Here is a 16,821-nt window from a genome sequence, read left to right as displayed (position 1 = left end):
CGCGTCCGCGCGCTCAGGCCGTGGCGGGCCGCGGCGGATGCGCCATGGCGTGTTCCTGGGCCAACGCGGTGCTGATGTCGTGGGTCGGCTGGAACGAGTCGGCGCGCGCCATGGACCAGCCGGTGCGGAACACCTGGTGGCGGAATTCGCCCCGGAGCAGTTCTCCCGGCGCCAGTTCGGGGAACAGCGCCGACAGCAGCCGGATCTCGCTGGGCGAAATGCGGCGGGCGATGTGATGGGGGCGCAATTGGCCCGGATGGGTCAGGCCGGCGGCGGCCAGCAATTCGGCCAGCGCGTGCAGCGTGTTCTTGTGGAAATTGGCCACGCGCTCAGCCTTGTCCGGCACCACCAGGGCGCGTTGGCGCAGCGGATCCTGGGTGGTGACGCCGGTCGGGCATTTGCCGGTGTGGCAGGCCTGGGCCTGGATGCAGCCGATGGCGAACATGAAGCCGCGCGCGGCGTTGCACCAATCGGCGCCCATGGCCATGACGCGGGCCATGTCGAAAGCGGTGATGATCTTGCCCGAAGCGCCCAGCTTGATGCGGTCGCGCAGGTTCACGCCGATCAGCGTGTTGTGCACCAGGCGCAGCGCCTCGCGCAGCGGCGTGCCGACATGGTCGACGAACTCGACCGGCGCGGCGCCGGTGCCGCCCTCGGCGCCATCCACCACGATGAAGTCGGGCGTGATGCCGGTTTCCAGCATGGCCTTGACGATGGCGAACCATTCCCAGGGGTGGCCGACGCAGAATTTGAAACCCACCGGCTTGCCGCCGGACAGCTCGCGCAGGCGAGCCACGAACTTCATCAGGCCGATGGGCGAGTCGAAGGCCGAGTGGCTGGCGGGCGAGTTGCAATCCTGCCAGGGCGCGACACCGCGCGCTTCGGCGATCTCTGGGGTGACCTTACCCGCCGGCAGGATGCCGCCGTGGCCCGGCTTGGCGCCCTGCGACAACTTGATCTCGATCATTTTGACCTGCGGGGTACAGGCGTTTTGCGCAAATGCCTCCTCGGAAAAGGCGCCATGTTCGTCACGGCAGCCGAAGTAGCCCGAGCCGATGTTCCACACCAGGCTGCCGCCCGGTTGGCGGTGGTAGCGGCTGATGCCGCCTTCGCCGGTGTCATGCGCGAAGTCGCCCTGGCGAGCGCCTTCGTTGAGCGCCAGGATGGCGTTGGCCGACAGTGCGCCAAAACTCATGGCGGAGACGTTGAATGCCGACATCGAATACGGCTGGGTGCAGTCCGGGCCGCCGACGGTCACACGGAAATCGGTATCGCCGATATGGGTCGGCGACATGGAATGGTTGATCCATTCATAGCGGTCGCCGTAGACGTCTTCCTGGGTGCCGAAGGGACGCTTGTCGATTTCGCGCTTGGCGCGCTGGTACACGATCGAACGCTGCGCCCGCGAGAACGGCGAAGCTTGCGTGTCGTCCTCCAGGAAGTACTGACGGATTTCGGGCCGGATGAACTCGAACAGAAAGCGCAGGTTGCCCAGCACCGGATAGTTGCGGCGGATGGCGTGGCGCGTCTGGATCAGGTCGTAGACGCCCAGCAGGCCCAGCAGCAGCAACGGCACGGCGGCCCACAGCCACCAGTACGAGTGCGTGAAGACCAGCACGGTGGTCGCGACGGCGGCCACCAGGGTCAAGATAAAGGCCGTATAGCGGCCGGCGATCCATTGCATGTCCATCTCCGTATTGCGGGATGCAGCAACCATACACCAGGGCGACGGTAAAACCGGTAAACGAACGGCGCGGCGCGGCGGCCATCCCGGATCAGTCTGTCGTCCCGAAGGCGGCGCCAGCGTTGGCGTTGCGCGGGACAGGCGCAAAAAAAGCCCCCGAACAGGGGGGCTTGCTGGAACAGTGTTTTTCAGCAGCTGGACGCTACGGGGGTTCTTTCGACCGCCAGACCGAACAGCGGGCGCAGGTGTACGCCCAGGGCGCTGCCGGCAAAGGCCGCCGGCAACCACAACCAGGCGTGCAGGCTGCCCGAAAGGATGCCGCTGAAATAGGCGCCGATGTTGCAGCCGAAGGCCAGACGCGCGCCATAGCCCAGCAACAGGCCGCCGATAACCGCGCCGGCCAGCGAGCGCGCGGGCACCTTCCAGACCGGCGCGAACTTGCCGGCGGCGCTGGCCGCGGCCAGCGCGCCCAGCATCAGGCCGAGGTCCATCACCGTGGTCACATCCTGGCGCAGCGGCGCGCTCAGGCCCGCCTGCCTGCTCCAATAGGTCCACGTGGCCACGTCACTGCCCATCGCGTCCAGCGTCTTGGCGCCCCAGAGTGCGAAAGCCGAGGTAATGCCCCAAGGCCGGCCGGCCAGCGCCAGCGTGGCGAAATTCAGCGCCACCAACGCCACGCCGCCCCAGATCAGCGGCCACGGACCTTGCAGCAGCGAAGCCGGGCGCGTGGTGCGCGCGGCCAGTGAGATTACATGGCCATGGCGACGCTTTTCCAGCACGGTGGCGATCCAGGCGATCAGCGCGAACACCGCCAGGTTGGCAATGATGGCGGGCGCCAGGCCCCAGGTTTTGATCAGCGAAGTCGGCGCCAGCGCGGGCAGCGCGGACCACCAATCGAAATGGGCGGTGGCGACGACCGAGCCGACGATGAAGAACAGCAGCGTGACCAGCATGCGGGTATTGCCGCCACCCACCGCGAACAGCGTGCCCGAGGCGCAGCCGCCGCCCAGTTGCATGCCGATGCCGAACAGAAAGGCGCCCAGTACCACCGATACGCCCGGGGGAGCCACCAGGCCCCTGACCGGCAGGCCGAACAACGAGCCCTGCGCCAGGAACGGGAAGAACAGCAGCACGCCGAGCGCCAGCATGAACATCTGCGCGCGCAGGCCGGCGCCGCGGCGATCCGAGACGAACACGCGCCAGGCCTGGGTGAAACCGAAGGAGGCGTGGTAGAGCGCCACGCCCAGCAACGCGCCGACGATCCACAGCGCGCCCTGGCGCCAACTGACGGTCTGGTGGAGGTACAGCGCGCCGGCCAGCACCAGCAATAGCGCGATCCAGAGCGGCTTGCGGTTGGCGCGGACCGGCGGCAAGGCCGCGGGCAGGGGCAGGGCGGAAACGTGGGTACTCATGGTCGGGTCCAGAGGGAGCGGCAAGAACGATGCCGGCGAGGGAAAAGCAAACGGGCGCGTTGCCGCACCCGTTATGGTCCGCTGCAGTCTAAGGCCGGCGGAACATTTCTCAAAGAACCAATCGCGGATTTTTTTATGACTTCAAGTTATATAACGACCAGGACCGGTGTTCAGGCGATCGGGTGGGCGCTGATCCAGGCCACCAGCAGGCTGACCGTCAGCACCGACAGCACGGTGGAGACCAGGATGGCGCGCGAGGTGACGCGCGCGTCGCGGCCATACATCTGCGCCAGCATGAAAGGGCCGGTGCCGATCGGCAGGGCGCTCATCAGCACTGCCGTCCAGGCCCACAGCGGCGGCATGGAAAACACCTGGAATGCCAGCAGCGCGGTCACGGCGGGCTGCAGCAGCAGTTTGCCGGCCACCAACCGCAGCACGCCCGGGCCGGGGCTGGCGGTTTCGGTCTGGGCCAGGAACAGGCCGATGGTCACCAGCGCACACGGGCTGGCCGACGCGCCCAGCAGCGAGACATAACGATCCAGCCCCTCGGGCAGCGCCAGGCCGGTGCCGGCCCATGCCAGGCCCAGCACCGGTGCGGCCAGCAAGGGATTGCGCATCAGCGCGCGGCCGACCTTGGTCAGCGTGGCGGCCAGACTTGGCGCCTGCTGGCGGTCGAACTCGATCAAGGCGATGGTGCAGCCAAACAGGACGCTGGCCGTCAGCAGCGTGCTGAAGGCCGCGGGCGCCAGACTCTCGGCGCCGAACAGCGCCAGGCAAAGCGGGATACCCATATAGCCGGCGTTGGCATAGGCCGCGGCCAGGCCTTCGATGCCACGATCGGTCAGCCCGCGCGGGCCACGCTTGCGCGGCAGGAATGCCAACAGGAAGGTGACGGCGATGCCGCCGGCAAAGGCGCCGACGAACCCCCAATGCGCCATGTGCGCCAGATCGACCTGGGTCATCGCGCGGAACAGCAGTGCCGGCAGCGACAGGTAGACCACGTAGCGGTTCAGCGCGTCGGTGGCGCCCGCGCCCAGCAGACGCCAGCGTGCCGCCAGCCATCCGGTCAGGATCAGCGCGAAGACCGGCAGGGCGGCGGTGATGACGGCATTCATGGCGGTGAAAGAGGCGAGCGCGGAAAGGCGCTCATTCTACTTGCCGCGGCATGGCGTGGCCGTGTGCCGAGCGCGTCACCAGCAGGATGCCCAGCGCCGCCAGCGCCATGCCGGGCCACGCCAGCGGCGGGATGGGCTCGCCCAGCACCAGCAGGGCAATGACGGCGGTGGAAGGCGGCACCAGGAAAAACAGGGCCGACACGCGCGATGCCTCGCCATGGCGCAACATGGCCAGCAGCAGTGTGATCGCGACCAGTGAATTGCCCACCACCAGGTAGGCCAGCGAGCCCAGCAGCGGCGCGCTCCATTCGATGCGCATCGGCTCCAGCCAGAATGCCAGCGGCGCCGTGACCGCCAGCCCCACGGCGTATTGCACCGTGTTGGCGGTCACGGGATGGGTCGGCACGCCAAAGCGCTTTTCATACAGTGTGCCGCTGGTGATGCAGAGCAGGGCGGCGCCCGCGAACACCAGGCCGAGCGTCGAGGCCAGGTCGACCGAGGCCTTGGCGACAATGACCAGCGCCGCGCCGGACACGCCCAGTGCCAGCCCCGCCCAGCGCCGCGCGTTGACTCGTTCGTGCGCGATCATCGGCGCCAGCAGTCCGATCAGGATGGGTTGCAGCGAGGTGATCAGCGCCAATCCACCGGCCGACATGCCCTGCTTGAGCGACAGGTAGGTGCAGCAGAAGTAGCCGGCCTGCAGCAGCAGGCCAACCATGGCCAGATGCATCCAGGCATGGGCGCCCTGGGGCAACGGTGGCCGCAACGCCAGCAGGAACGGCGCCAGCAGCGCCATCACGCAGGCATAACGCAATGCCAGGAAGGTCAGTGGATCGGCGTAAGCCAGCCCCACCTTGAGCACGACGAAGCCGCTGGCCCATAGCAGCAGGAAAAGCGCGGGCGCGAATTTCAACCAGGCGGGCGTTGCGGCTTGCGGCATCTGGAGGGTCCGCTGCGGGAATGGGCCAGCCGCGATGGTACGCCTGTTTCGCGGATGCGCCATCCCTGCGAAAATGGCGCGATCATCTTTTCGGCAAGCCGCAGCGCGAGGACATACAAATGGCTACTGACAAACCGGCGGTACGGATCACTCTCGGAACCTGGGACCGCCTGCGCGCCGACGCCGCGGCGATCCGCTACGATGTTTTCGTGGTCGAGCAGAATGTGCCGCCCGAAGTCGAAATGGACGATGACGACGCGGTGTCGGTGCACGCGGTGGCCTACGGCGCGGATGGGACGCCGCTCGGTACCGGCCGCCTGTTGCCGGATGGCCACATCGGCCGCATGGCGGTACACAAGCGGGCACGCGGGCTGGGCGTCGGCGGCCAATTGCTCGATGCCTTGGTCAGCCAGGGGCATGGCGATGGCCATCGCATGCTGGTGTTGCATGCCCAGGCCCATGCCAAGGGCTTCTACGAAGCCCACGGTTTCCAGGTCGAAGGCGAGGAGTTCATGGAGGCCGGCATCGCGCACGTCGTCATGACGCGGGTGCTGGCGTAATCCGGCGCTGGGGCTGCGGGGCAAAACAAAAACCCCGCACGCTTTCGCGAACGGGGTTTTCTTGGCGCATCACGACAGGTATCTCGTGATGTAATAATTGGTGCCCAGGAGAGGACTCGAACCTCCACACCTTGCGGCACATGGACCTGAACCATGCGCGTCTACCAATTCCGCCACCTGGGCGCTGATGTTTCACCTTCCACGTCGCTTTCCGATTTGCCTTCCACCTTTCGGCTTCTTGTCTTTCGACTTTTTGCTACCGGCTGCGTTTCGTTTCGTGTTCAACAGCAGAGGAACGAGATTATGCATACTTTTTTGAAAGTGTGCAAGTCGTGCGGCATTTTTTTCACTTTTTTTGAGGCGGCCGGCTTCGCTATAGTGTCGCCCCATGTCACGCCTTCTTTGCCTGCGCTGCAAGCGCCCTGAATCCCATTGCCTATGTGCGCTGATCCCGGCGTTGGTGCCGCGAACCCGCGTGGTGGTCTTGCAGCATCCGAGCGAGGCGCGCCATGCGCTGAACACGGCGCGGCTGGCGGTGCTGGGGCTGGAGGGCGCGCGGCGCCTGGTGGGGGAGCGCTTCCAGTATGCGCAGTGGGCCGAGCCAGGCTTTGAGCCTTGCGTGCTGTTTCCGGGCGAGGGCGCCGAGATATTGACGCCGGGGTGTGCCGCCGCGACGGGTGCGCCGGTGCAATTGATCGTGCCGGATGGCACCTGGACCCATGCGCGCAAGCTGCTGCACATCAATCCGCAACTGGCCGCGTTGCCACGCGTGATGCTGCCGCCTGGTCTGGTCACGCGCTACCGGGTGCGGCACGCGGATATCCCGGGTGCGTTGTCCACCATCGAGGCGGTGACGCATGCGCTCAACGCGCTGGAGGCGCCGCGCAACTTCGACGGCCTGCTGCGGCCGTTCGAGGCCTTGATCGATGGTCAGATCGCGGGGATGGGCGCGGACCTGTATGCGCGCCACCACTTGAACCGCAAGGTGCCGTGGCGCTGACCCATGACGGGAGTCATGGGCGGGGCGCCCAACCCAACTGGGTCGCGCAAAGCAAAAACCCCGGAAATCTCGCGATTTCCGGGGTTTTTAACTTTTTGCCAACGCTGTTCGCTTGTTTCCGCGACGACTTGCATGCATCGCGAATCCAGGCAGCCTTGGCTGAAATTCCGTGGTGCCCAGGAGAGGACTCGAACCTCCACACCTTGCGGCACATGGACCTGAACCATGCGCGTCTACCAATTCCGCCACCTGGGCACTGAGACATTGCAGTCAGAACTTTGTGATACGCTGCCACTTCGATTGCATGAGGTTTTTCTCATGTATTCAAAGCGCAATTGCAAAACCACTCTACAATCCGTCTGACCATTTCTGCTTCAGTGTTCAGCCTTGGGCGAACCACAGAAGCTGCGCATTATATACGGAAAAATTAGCTTTGGCAAAACGATCGAATAACGAATCGAACAACAACAGATCCACTCCGTTGCCGGAAGCGCCGCCAGACTTCGATCCCGATGTCCCGTCCCGTGAAGCCATCCTGAAGGCGCTGCGATCCGCGGGGGCGCCGTTGTCCCCGGTGGAACTGGCCGAGCGCATGGGCGTGGAGCGTCCCGCGACGATGGTGGGATTCGAACGCCGCCTGGGCGCCATGGAGCGCGACGGCCAATTGATGCCCAATCGCAAGGGTGTGCTGCTGCTGGCCACCAAGCTGGATTTCGTGGCCGGCAAGGTGCTGGGCCACCGCGATGGCTTCGGTTTCCTGCTGCGCGATGATGGCGGGCCGGACCTGTTCCTGTCGCCGCGCGAAATGCTCAAGGTGCTGCATGGCGACCGCGTGCTGGTCAAGCCGTCGGGCGAATACCGCGGCAAGCCGGAAGGCACCATCGTCGAAGTCATCGAGCGCCGCACCAATAAACTGGTGGGCCGTTTCCTGCACGAACATGGCCTGTCCATCGTGGTGCCGGAAGACCAGCGCATCAAGCACGACATCCTGATTCCGCCCAGCGATACCAACGGAGCCCAGCACGGGCAGGTGGTGTCGGTGGAGATCATCGAACAGCCCACCCGCCACACGCAGCCGCTGGGCCGCGTGGCCGAGGTGCTGGGCGAGATCGACGATCCCGGCATGGAAATCGAGATCGCGGTGCGCAAGTTCGACGTGCCGGTTGAATTCTCCGAGGCGGCGCGCAAGCAGGCCGCACGGTTGCCGGATGTGGTGCGCAGGACCGACCTGAAAGACCGCGTCGATCTGCGCGACGTGCCGTTGATCACCATTGACGGCGAGGACGCGCGCGATTTCGACGACGCCGTCTATTGCGAGGCGGTGGAACTGGGAACGGGCCAGCGCAAGCGCCCGGGCTGGCGCCTGCTGGTGGCCATCGCCGACGTCAGTCATTACGTGCGGCCCGGCGATGCGCTGGACGACGATGCGCTCGAGCGCGGCACCAGCGTGTATTTCCCGCGCCGCGTCATCCCGATGTTGCCCGAATCGTTGTCCAACGGCTTGTGCTCGCTGAACCCGGATGTCGATCGCCTGGTGCTGGTGTGCGACATGGTGATCCCGGCATCGGGGGCCAAGGCCGGGACCGTGACGGCCTATCAGTTCTACAACGCGGTCATGCATTCGCACGCCCGCACCACCTACACCAATATCTGGGCGGCGCTGCAGCAGCCTGGCGGCCCCGCGGCCCATGCCATGCGCGCCGTCATGCCGCAGGTGCAGAGCCTGTACGAGCTTTTCCAGCTGCTTTCGCAAAGCCGCAAGAAGCGCGGCGCCATCGATTTCGACACGGTCGAGACCAAGATCGTCTGCAACGAGTTGGGCCGCATCGAACAGATCGTGCCTGCGGTGCGCAACGACGCCCACAAGCTGATCGAGGAGTGCATGCTGGCCGCCAATACTTGCGCGGCCGACTTCATGGCGCGCAGCAAGCATCCCGGCCTGTATCGCATCCACGAAGGCCCGACGCCCGAGCGCCTGCAATCGTTGCGTGAATTCCTGCGCACCATGGGCTTGTCGCTGGGTGGGGGCGAGACGCCCAGCGCCAAGGACTACGGTGATTTCCTCGACTCGGTGCGGGGGCGTCCTGACTACCAGCTGCTGCAGACCATGTGCCTGCGTTCGATGCAGCAGGCCATCTACAGCCCGGACAATCTGGGCCACTTCGGCCTGTCATATCCCGGCTACAGCCATTTCACCTCGCCAATCCGCCGATACCCCGACCTGCTCACGCACCGCGTCATCAAGGCGTTGCTGGCCGGCCAGCGCTACGTGCCCAGCCTGGACGAGCAGCCGGTCGTGATCGGCCGCACCCAGCGCGAGCACGAACACGCCATCTGGGAAAAGCTGGGCCTGGTGCTGTCGGCCAGCGAGCGCCGCGCCGACGAAGCCTCGCGCGATGTCGAGGCCTGGCTCAAGTGCTGGTTCGTCAAGGAGCGTGTGGGCGAGGATTTCAGCGGCACCGTCACCGGCGTGGCCAGCTTCGGCATCTTCGTCACGCTCGACACGCTGCACGTGGAAGGGCTGGTGCATGTTTCCGAGCTGGGCGGCGAGTACTTCCAGTTCAACGACGCGCTGCACGAGCTGCGCGGCGAACGCACTGGCATGCGCTACCGCTTGACCGACAAGGTCCAGGTGCAGGTGTCGCGGGTCGATCTGGAGGCGCGCCGGATCGAATTCCGTCTGGTGCAGGGCACCAGCTTCGATGCCTTGCGCAAGGCCGCGGCCCGCGGCCCCGACGAGGGGCCGCGCCGCGTGAAGAAGGCAGCCGCGCCCAAGCCGGCCGCGCTCAAGGGCCAGACCGCCAAAGAGCGGCGCGCTGCCGCCAAGAAGGCGAGCAAGCCGCCCAAGGCTGCCCAGCACGCCGCGCCGGCCAAGCAGGCCACGCGCAAGCGCCACTGACGGCGGGCCGCGGCGTTTCTCCCGGGAAGGGCGGGGCGCCGTGGCATCCCGCTGGCAAGGCGGGCGTCCTGGCCGCGCGCCCCTGGGGGGGGGGCGCGGCGCCGGCGACAAGGGATGAGGCCATAAGGAATAAGGCCATAAGGGGTAACATTGCGCCTGTGGCCGGTGCGTCCGGCGGCCCGTTCCGCTCCGGCGCGGGTATTCGTTTCTCTAAAGGTATTTGCATTTATGGCGTCGACCCAAGTCCTTGCCGGGTTTCACGCGGTTGTCGCGCGGCTGCGCCACGCGCCCGAGTCGATCAAGGAAATCTACGTAGAAGCGTCGCGCCGCGACAAGCGCATGCAGACGCTCATCGAGCAGGTCGAGCGGGCCGGCTGCCGCCTGCATCCGGTTCCGATGGAGCGCCTGGATGGACTGGCGCGCGGGACTCGCCACCAGGGTGTGGTGGCGCTGGCCGATGAGCGCCAGTTGGCGGTGGATGTGGATGAGGTGCTCGATGTGATCGAGGGGCCGCCGCTGCTGTTGATCCTGGATGGTGTGACGGACCCCCACAATCTGGGCGCCTGCCTGCGCACGGCCGATGCCGCCGGCGTGCACGCCGTGATCGCGCCGCGTGACCGCGCGGTGGGGTTGAACAGCACGGTGCAGCGCGTCGCGTGCGGCGCGGCCGATACCGTGCCGTACCTGATGGTCACCAACCTGGCGCGCACCATGCGCGGCCTGAAGGATCGCGGAGTGTGGCTGGTGGGGACCGACGACCAGGCCACCGAGAGCATGCACCAGGTCGACGCGCGCCAGCCCATGGCCTGGGTCATGGGCGCCGAAGGCGAGGGCATGCGCCGGCTGACGCGCGAGACCTGCGACCAACTGGTCAATATTCCCATGCTGGGTTCGGTCGAGAGCCTGAACGTCAGCGTGGCCAGCGCCGTCTGTCTCTATGAATCCGTGCGCCAGCGCCAGGCCTGAATCCGTATCTCCGTAGATCTTTCCCTTCCCGCGTAACCCATCATGCACCAGAACGGCTTTACCACCACGATCCTCCATTCCGACCGCCAGCAATCCGTCGAGCACGGAGCGGTGCACAAGCCGATGCATCCCTCGTCGGAATTCGCCTACGCCGATGCGCGTGAACTGGCGGCGGTATTCCAGGGCAAGCCGGGTTTCACGTACGCGCGCCAGGGCACGCCGACCACCACGGCGCTGGAAGCCAAGGTCAACCATATGGAAGGCGGCAAGGGCACGGTGAGCTTCGCCACCGGCATGGCCGCGCTGGCGGCCATTTTCACCACGCTGCTGCGCCGTGGCGACCACCTGGTGTCGAGCCAGTACGTGTTCGGCAATACCAACAGCCTGCTCGGCACGCTGCTGGAGCTGGGGGTGGAAATCACTTTCGTGGACGCGACCGACTCGGCGCAGGTGCGCGCCGCGATCCGGCCCAATACCCGCATGGTGTTCACCGAAACCATCGCCAATCCCGGCACCCAGGTGGCCGACCTGGCGGTCATCGGCGAGATCTGCCGCGAGAAGGGGCTGGTCTATGTGGTCGACAACACGTTGACGTCGCCCTGGATGTTCCGGCCATCGACGGTGGGCGCTTCGCTGGTGATGAATTCGCTGTCCAAGTACATTGGCGGCCACGGCAATGCGCTCGGCGGCGCCGTCACCGATACCGGCCTGTACGACTGGGCCAATTATTCGAACATCCATGACGCCTATCGCAAGGGCCCGTCCACCGGCTGGGGGCTGACCCAGATCAAGAAGAAAGGCCTGCGCGATATGGGCGGCACGCTGGCGGCCGAGCCCGCGCACCGCATCGCGGTGGGGGCCGAGACGCTGGCCCTGCGTATGGCCAAGCACTGTTCCAATGCGCTGGCGCTGGCGCGCTTCCTGCAAGAGCATCGCGGCGTGGCGAAGGTGCATTACCCCGGGCTGGACAGTCATCCGCAACACGCGCGCGCCGCAGCGCTGTTCGGTTCGCGCTTTGGCGGCTTGCTGGGCGTGGAGCTGGCCGAAGGCGTGGACTGCTTCGATTTCCTGAACCGCCTGCGCGTTGTGCTGATGGCGACCCACCTGGGCGACACGCGCAGCCTGGCGCTGCCGGCCGCGCACACCATCTATTACGAGATGGGCGCCGAGCGGCGCAAGCAGATGGGGATCGCCGACAGCCTGATCCGGGTGTCGGTGGGCATCGAGGATGAGACTGATCTGCTATTTGACTTCGATCAGGCGCTCAACGGCAGCCTGCAGGGATAATCCCACGGGTCTCCGGCGTGGCGATGCGCCGGCCGCAACCCGGGCAGGAAGCCATGCTGATACAGATCGCCGAAGTATTCTCCGCTGACGAGGCGGCCACCCTCCGCCAGCGCCTCGAAGCCGCCGACTGGGTGGATGGCAAGGTCACCGCCGGCCATCAATCCGCCGCGGTCAAGCACAACCGCCAGTTGTCCGAGCGACATCCGCTGGCACAGGAACTGGGCGACCTGATCCTGCAGCGCCTGTCGGGCAACAACCTGTTCATGTCGGCGGCGTTGCCGCGCAAGATATTCCCGCCGCTGTTCAATCGCTACGAAGGCGGCGAGGCTTTCGGCTATCACGTCGACAACGCCGTGCGTGGCATTGCCGGCACCGCCGAGCGCGTGCGCACCGACCTGTCCGCCACGCTGTTCTTCTCCGAGCCGGACGCCTACGACGGCGGTGAGCTGGTCATCGACGATACCTACGGCCCGCGCACCGTGAAGCTCCCGGCGGGCCACATGGTGCTGTATCCCGGCACCAGCCTGCACAAGGTCAATCCGGTCACGCGTGGCGCCCGGATCAGTTCGTTCTTCTGGATGCAGAGCCTGGTGCGCGAGGACAGCCAGCGCGCCCTGTTGCTCGACATGGACGTGGCGATCCAGCGCTTGAATCAGGATGCGCAGGGCCACCCATCGATCGTGCAGCTCACTGGCATTTATCACAATTTGCTGCGCCGCTGGGCCGATGTTTGAGGCGCGCGCCAAGGGGGGGGCAAGGCGCTGTCGTGCAAACCCCGAAATGCGCGTTTATGTTTATTGCGGAAAGGCCTAAAAGCTAGTATTGGTGCGGCTTATCGTGAGGTTTTCGCTTGACAGCCGCTCTACGCCAAGGCCTAATACACGTCTGCGTCGCTGACGGTTCGAGGGCTTCAAAGCCCTCGAAACCTAAGCGGCGCAGCAGTTTAAAAGTTGTGCTTTGCAGCGCAAGAAAAAGTTTATCCACTAGTCTGTTCGTCGTTTGTCGGGTATGCGCGCCGAGTCGTGATGTCCTGCATGACACCATGATGAACTGCACTCCCGGCAGACTCCATACCTTGTGAGGGGTACACCTGAATGAACAAAACCGAACTCATCGATCACATTGCCAGCAAGGCCGATATCTCCAAGGCTGCCGCCGGTCGTTCGCTTGACGCCCTGATCGGTGCCGTCAAGACCACCCTGAAGAAGGGCGGTACGGTCACCCTGGTGGGCTTCGGCACGTTTGCCGTGTCGGCTCGCGCCGCTCGCACCGGCCGCAACCCGCGCACGGGTGAAACCATCAAGATCAAGAAGGCCAAGGTGCCGAAGTTCCGTCCGGGCAAGGCCCTGAAGGACGCCGTCAACTAAATCGACGGCAAGGCGGATCGGGCGTGCGCGGCACTCCTTGATTTGCCGACAGGTACGCGGTCCGGTATACTCCGGCCCGCGTATTGCTTTTGAGTACCCCGGCAGTGTTTTTCCGCATCGCATTCGCGGCGAAACCAAAATCAGACGGGTGCTTAGCTCAGTTGGTAGAGCGGCGCCCTTACAAGGCGTAGGTCACAGGTTCGACCCCTGTAGCACCCACCATCAGCAAGCCGAATCAGAAACCCGCACACGGTACCGTGGCGGGTTTTTTGTTTGCGCGGCGTTCGCGGTGCGCGCGGGGGCAGGGGCAGGTAGGCCATGGCGCGCGGCCGAATGTTATGCTGTTGCAGACGAAATATGACGTGCGAATCATTCGCATTTAAGATATCATGTCTGGCTTGTGCTGGTCAGCCGGCGCGCGTTCTTGGCGCGCATTTTCGGGGTTGGCCAGATAAGTCAATGCATCCTGGCTGATTCATGCCTAGCTTTCAACGTGGTTTGAACCCCTCACCACCATCTTCCCTTGGTATACGCATAGGCGCGGGCCTGGCGGTCGTCGCGCTGCACGCCGCGGTGGTTTATGCCATCTACCTGACTCCCGATAACCCTCCCGAACTGGAGGAGCCCGAGGCCATCATGGTGAGTGTGGTCGAAGCGCCCATTCCCCAGGTCGCCAAAGCCGATCCGGCGCCCGAAGTGCCGCAGCCCGTGGTCGAGCCGCCGCCGGAACCGCAGCCCGAGGTCGAACCCGAGCCGGAAACCAAGGTGGAACCGGAGCCCGACCCCGAACCCGAGCCCGAGGTGGTCGAAAAGCCGCCGATGCCGGCGCCCAAGCCCAAGCCAAAACCCAAGCCGAAACCCAAGCCCCAGCCCAAGCAGGAGGTCAAGCCCGAGCCCAAGCCGGAGCCCCCCGTTGAGACGCCGCCCACCGGCGCGCCGGATGGCGCGCAGGCCACGCAAGCGCCGCGCCAGGGGCCGCCGCCCGACCAGATCCTGCAGGAAACCCAGATCGAGTACCTGGGCGCGCGGCCGATGCCCAACTATCCGATGGCGTCACGGCGCATGCGCGAAGAGGGCCGGGTGGTTGTCCTGGTGGAAATCAACACGCAGGGGCTGGTCGAGCGTGCCACGATCGATTCGTCGTCGGGCTTTCCCCGGCTGGACGAGTCGGCACTGGCCGCCGCGCGCAAGGCCCGCATGAAACCCTATAGCCGCAATGGCGTGGCTTATCCCGCCAAAGCAAAGATTCCGTTCGATTTCGTAATGAGGAACTGAGATGTCCAACGCAATGCACAGCGCCACCCTGGTGGCGCAGGCGGCCACCAGCCCGGCAGCGGCTCCGGCGGCTGCGGCACCCGCCGCTGCCGTCGCGGCTCCCGCCGCCCAGCAAGCCGCAGCCGCGGCGGGCGGCGTCGTTCAGCAGGCCACTGGCGCGATCCAGCAGTCCGCGGACGCGCTGCACAGCGCCGCCGCCGCGCTGCCCGCGGTCGCGCCGGTGCCAGCCGCCGCGCCCGTCCCCGACATGGGTTTCCTGCACTTCGTTGCCCAGAGCGATGTCGTCGGCAAGAGCCTGTTCATCATCCTGATCCTGATGTCGCTGGTGACCTGGTACCTGATCCTGGTCAAGGTCGGCAGCAACATCAGCATGCGCCGCCGCTCGGCCGACTTCCTGAACAAGTTCTGGAACGCCAGCTCGCTGGAGCAGGTGGAAAACGAAATCGTGACGCACGGCGCGCGCGATCCGTTCTCGCATCTGGCCAGCCACGCCATGTACGCGCAGGCGCACCATAACAAGTTCGGCGCCACCAAGCTGGAGGAGGCGGGCTCGAGCAGCGATTTCGTCACCCGCACCATGCGCAAGGTGATCGACGAGGAAACCGCCAAGCTCGAGAACGGCCTGACGGTGCTGGCCTCGGTGGGCTCGACGGCGCCTTTCGTCGGCCTGTTCGGCACGGTGTGGGGCGTGTACCATGCGCTGGTCGGTATCGGCCTGTCCGATGGCGTCACCATCAACCGCATCGCCGGTCCGGTGGGCGAAGCCCTGATCATGACCGGCCTGGGCCTGGCGGTCGCCATCCCGGCTGTGCTGGCCTACAACACTTTCGTGCGCAACAACCGGGTCTACCTGTCGCGCCTGGACGCGTTCGCGCATGACTTGTTCGCCTTCCTGACGACCGGCCAGCAAGTGGCATTGTCGGACAGCAAGGTGCGTGCCCTGCGCCGTCAGCACGGTAACGACGCTGCGGCCCAACGCGGGAGCGCATAATGGCTTTTGGCAGCTTCGAGGGCAAGGGGTCCGGGACCCATACGGTTTCCGAGATCAACATGGTGCCGCTGATCGACGTCATGCTGGTGCTGCTGGTGATCTTCATCATCACGGCGCCGCTGCTGGCGCATTCGATCAAGATCAACATGCCCCAGGTGGCCGCCGAGCAGATCGAGGAAGAACCCAAGACCGTGGATCTGGCGATCGATGCCGGGGGCGCGCTGTTCTGGGACGAAAAGCCGGTCAATATCGACGACCTGCCCAACCGTTTCAAGTCGATCGCCGGCGACAAGCCGCAGCCTGAAATCCGTATCCGCGCCGACCAGAACACCCGCTACGAGACCTTGGCCAAGGTCATGGCTTCGGCCCGTCGCTCTGGCATGACGCGCATCGGTTTCGTCACCACGCCGCCTTCGGGCGGCGCGGCGGCGGACGAGCCGGCAGCGACTGGGGCCCCTGCGGCGCCGTCCAAGCCTTGAACGATTCCCAACAACGGGGCGCATTTCGCGCCCCGTTTTTTCCGGGATCGCGCTAGAATCGCGGCATGCGAGTTCTGGTAATCGAAGACGACACCACCCTGGGCCATGCGCTCCAGGAATTTCTGGCCGACCAGGGTTATGCGGTCGACTGGCTGACCGATGGCGACCGCGTCCTGGGCGCGCTTGCCGGCCAGCCCTATGACCTGATGCTGCTCGACCTCAATCTGCCCGGCATGAGCGGCCTGGACGTGCTGCGTCAGCTGCGCCAGGACGGCAGCCAGGTTCCGGTCCTGATTCTGACGGCCCGCGACGGCATCGAAGACCGTGTTGCCGGGCTGGACGCCGGCGCCGACGACTATGTCACCAAGCCTTTCGAACTGCCCGAGTTGGCCGCCCGCGTGCGCGCTTTCGGCCGCCGTCGGGCAGGGCAGGCGCAGCCGCTGATTGAAGTCGGCCCTCTGGTGTTCGACACCGTTGGCCGTGAAGTCCGGGCCAACGGCCAGCGCCTGTCACTGTCGGTGCGCGAGTTGTCCGTGCTGGAAATGCTGATGGCACGTGTCGGTCGCGTGGTCACCAAGCGCCAGATCGTCAATTCGCTGTCGGCCTGGGATGCCGATTTCAGCGAGAACGCCGTGGAAGTCTACGTATACCGCCTGCGCAAGCGCCTGGAAGGCACGGGCGCCAGCATCCAGACGGTGCGTGGCTTCGGCTACATGCTGGATGTGGAAACGGCCTGACGGCCGCCCGCCCGGCCGCTGGATGCCGGCTAGCCTGGCCGGCCCGCGGCGGTCTCCCCTGCACGTCCTCCTGAGCGAGGACTCCGCGTCATGACGCCAGATCGCACGC

General features: G+C 65.7%; 15 protein-coding genes and 3 tRNA genes. 12 read left to right on the top strand and 6 right to left on the bottom strand.

What is annotated here, in order from left to right; genetic code table 11:
- Positions 1-13 precede the first annotated feature (13 nt).
- The 4 genes from K2W61_RS27610 to K2W61_RS27595 all read right to left on the bottom strand — a co-directional run bounded on the left by K2W61_RS27610 (position 14) and on the right by K2W61_RS27595 (position 5,151).
- Positions 14-1,684, bottom strand: coding sequence for an FMN-binding glutamate synthase family protein (locus K2W61_RS27610; protein WP_175135238.1), 1,671 nt, complete (start codon positions 1,682-1,684; stop codon positions 14-16).
- A 188-nt stretch (positions 1,685-1,872) separates the two neighbouring features.
- Positions 1,873-3,096: a YeeE/YedE family protein gene (locus K2W61_RS27605; protein ID WP_236757137.1), complete on the bottom strand. Its 1,224-nt coding sequence runs from the start codon at positions 3,094-3,096 to the stop codon at positions 1,873-1,875.
- Between the two features lie 170 nt (positions 3,097-3,266).
- Positions 3,267-4,211, bottom strand: coding sequence for an AEC family transporter (locus K2W61_RS27600; RefSeq protein ID WP_175135236.1), 945 nt, complete (start codon positions 4,209-4,211; stop codon positions 3,267-3,269).
- 31 nt (positions 4,212-4,242) lie between these two features.
- Complete coding sequence (locus K2W61_RS27595; protein WP_236757135.1) at positions 4,243-5,151, bottom strand: DMT family transporter; 909 nt, start codon at positions 5,149-5,151, stop codon at positions 4,243-4,245.
- A 119-nt stretch (positions 5,152-5,270) separates the two neighbouring features.
- Between K2W61_RS27595 and K2W61_RS27590 the strand changes: the two genes are divergently transcribed.
- Complete coding sequence (locus K2W61_RS27590; protein WP_175141766.1) at positions 5,271-5,711, top strand: GNAT family N-acetyltransferase; 441 nt, start codon at positions 5,271-5,273, stop codon at positions 5,709-5,711.
- Positions 5,712-5,809: 98 nt separating this feature from the next.
- On the opposite strand, the gene K2W61_RS27585 is transcribed toward K2W61_RS27590, so the two are convergent.
- A tRNA-Leu gene (locus K2W61_RS27585) sits at positions 5,810-5,894 on the bottom strand.
- A gap of 205 nt (positions 5,895-6,099) precedes the next feature.
- Here K2W61_RS27585 and K2W61_RS27580 point away from each other — a divergent pair.
- Positions 6,100-6,711 (top strand): tRNA-uridine aminocarboxypropyltransferase, encoded by a 612-nt coding sequence (locus tag K2W61_RS27580; RefSeq protein ID WP_175135233.1) that lies wholly within the window; start codon positions 6,100-6,102, stop codon positions 6,709-6,711.
- Positions 6,712-6,881: 170 nt separating this feature from the next.
- On the opposite strand, the gene K2W61_RS27575 is transcribed toward K2W61_RS27580, so the two are convergent.
- Positions 6,882-6,966, bottom strand: a tRNA-Leu gene (locus K2W61_RS27575).
- 178 nt (positions 6,967-7,144) lie between these two features.
- Here K2W61_RS27575 and rnr point away from each other — a divergent pair.
- The 10 genes from rnr (at position 7,145) to K2W61_RS27525 (ending at position 16,712) form a co-directional block, all read left to right on the top strand.
- A complete protein-coding gene (rnr, locus tag K2W61_RS27570; protein WP_175135232.1) occupies positions 7,145-9,610 on the top strand; it encodes a ribonuclease R in 2,466 nt (821 codons plus the stop codon).
- Between the two features lie 228 nt (positions 9,611-9,838).
- On the top strand, positions 9,839-10,576 hold the full coding sequence (gene rlmB / locus K2W61_RS27565; RefSeq protein WP_175135231.1) for a 23S rRNA (guanosine(2251)-2'-O)-methyltransferase RlmB: 738 nt from the start codon (positions 9,839-9,841) through the stop codon (positions 10,574-10,576).
- Positions 10,577-10,618: 42 nt separating this feature from the next.
- Positions 10,619-11,863: a cystathionine gamma-synthase family protein gene (locus tag K2W61_RS27560; RefSeq protein WP_175135230.1), complete on the top strand. Its 1,245-nt coding sequence runs from the start codon at positions 10,619-10,621 to the stop codon at positions 11,861-11,863.
- Between the two features lie 53 nt (positions 11,864-11,916).
- Positions 11,917-12,597 (top strand): Fe2+-dependent dioxygenase, encoded by a 681-nt coding sequence (locus tag K2W61_RS27555; RefSeq protein WP_175135229.1) that lies wholly within the window; start codon positions 11,917-11,919, stop codon positions 12,595-12,597.
- A gap of 360 nt (positions 12,598-12,957) precedes the next feature.
- Entirely contained in the window at positions 12,958-13,230 is a 273-nt protein-coding gene (locus K2W61_RS27550; RefSeq protein WP_003812968.1) for an HU family DNA-binding protein, read from the top strand.
- A 146-nt stretch (positions 13,231-13,376) separates the two neighbouring features.
- Positions 13,377-13,452, top strand: a tRNA-Val gene (locus tag K2W61_RS27545).
- 255 nt (positions 13,453-13,707) lie between these two features.
- Positions 13,708-14,505 (top strand): energy transducer TonB, encoded by a 798-nt coding sequence (locus K2W61_RS27540; RefSeq protein WP_175135228.1) that lies wholly within the window; start codon positions 13,708-13,710, stop codon positions 14,503-14,505.
- A gap of 1 nt (position 14,506) precedes the next feature.
- Positions 14,507-15,496 carry a MotA/TolQ/ExbB proton channel family protein gene (locus K2W61_RS27535; RefSeq protein WP_236757134.1) on the top strand — a complete coding sequence of 330 codons (990 nt, stop codon included), beginning with the start codon at positions 14,507-14,509 and terminating at the stop codon, positions 15,494-15,496.
- Positions 15,496-15,975 (top strand): ExbD/TolR family protein, encoded by a 480-nt coding sequence (locus K2W61_RS27530; RefSeq protein ID WP_175135226.1) that lies wholly within the window; start codon positions 15,496-15,498, stop codon positions 15,973-15,975. Before K2W61_RS27535 ends, K2W61_RS27530 begins: the two co-directional genes overlap by 1 nt.
- A 65-nt stretch (positions 15,976-16,040) precedes the next feature.
- Positions 16,041-16,712, top strand: coding sequence for a response regulator transcription factor (locus K2W61_RS27525; protein WP_175135225.1), 672 nt, complete (start codon positions 16,041-16,043; stop codon positions 16,710-16,712).
- Positions 16,713-16,821: the final 109 nt, after the last annotated feature.

Source organism: Achromobacter pulmonis (assembly GCF_021733725.1).
Taxonomy (GTDB): domain Bacteria; phylum Pseudomonadota; class Gammaproteobacteria; order Burkholderiales; family Burkholderiaceae_B; genus Achromobacter; species Achromobacter pulmonis.
The sequence above is the reverse complement of the archived record's forward strand: the minus strand, read 5'-3'. Positions and strand labels throughout refer to the sequence as shown.

Bases quoted from the DNA above. Each gene is read 5' to 3' on its own strand.
- K2W61_RS27595 (WP_236757135.1), bottom strand. From the start codon at position 5,151: ATGCCGCAAGCCGCAACGCCCGCCTGGTTGAAATTCGCGCCCGCGCTT.
- K2W61_RS27560 (WP_175135230.1), top strand. From the start codon at position 10,619: ATGCACCAGAACGGCTTTACCACCACGATCCTCCATTCCGACCGCCAG.
- rlmB (WP_175135231.1), top strand. From the start codon at position 9,839: ATGGCGTCGACCCAAGTCCTTGCCGGGTTTCACGCGGTTGTCGCGCGG.
- K2W61_RS27530 (WP_175135226.1), top strand. From the start codon at position 15,496: ATGGCTTTTGGCAGCTTCGAGGGCAAGGGGTCCGGGACCCATACGGTT.
- K2W61_RS27540 (WP_175135228.1), top strand. From the start codon at position 13,708: ATGCCTAGCTTTCAACGTGGTTTGAACCCCTCACCACCATCTTCCCTT.
- K2W61_RS27555 (WP_175135229.1), top strand. From the start codon at position 11,917: ATGCTGATACAGATCGCCGAAGTATTCTCCGCTGACGAGGCGGCCACC.
- K2W61_RS27525 (WP_175135225.1), top strand. From the start codon at position 16,041: ATGCGAGTTCTGGTAATCGAAGACGACACCACCCTGGGCCATGCGCTC.
- K2W61_RS27605 (WP_236757137.1), bottom strand. From the start codon at position 3,096: ATGAGTACCCACGTTTCCGCCCTGCCCCTGCCCGCGGCCTTGCCGCCG.
- K2W61_RS27600 (WP_175135236.1), bottom strand. From the start codon at position 4,211: ATGAATGCCGTCATCACCGCCGCCCTGCCGGTCTTCGCGCTGATCCTG.
- K2W61_RS27580 (WP_175135233.1), top strand. From the start codon at position 6,100: ATGTCACGCCTTCTTTGCCTGCGCTGCAAGCGCCCTGAATCCCATTGC.
- K2W61_RS27610 (WP_175135238.1), bottom strand. From the start codon at position 1,684: ATGCAATGGATCGCCGGCCGCTATACGGCCTTTATCTTGACCCTGGTG.
- K2W61_RS27535 (WP_236757134.1), top strand. From the start codon at position 14,507: ATGTCCAACGCAATGCACAGCGCCACCCTGGTGGCGCAGGCGGCCACC.
- K2W61_RS27590 (WP_175141766.1), top strand. From the start codon at position 5,271: ATGGCTACTGACAAACCGGCGGTACGGATCACTCTCGGAACCTGGGAC.
- K2W61_RS27550 (WP_003812968.1), top strand. From the start codon at position 12,958: ATGAACAAAACCGAACTCATCGATCACATTGCCAGCAAGGCCGATATC.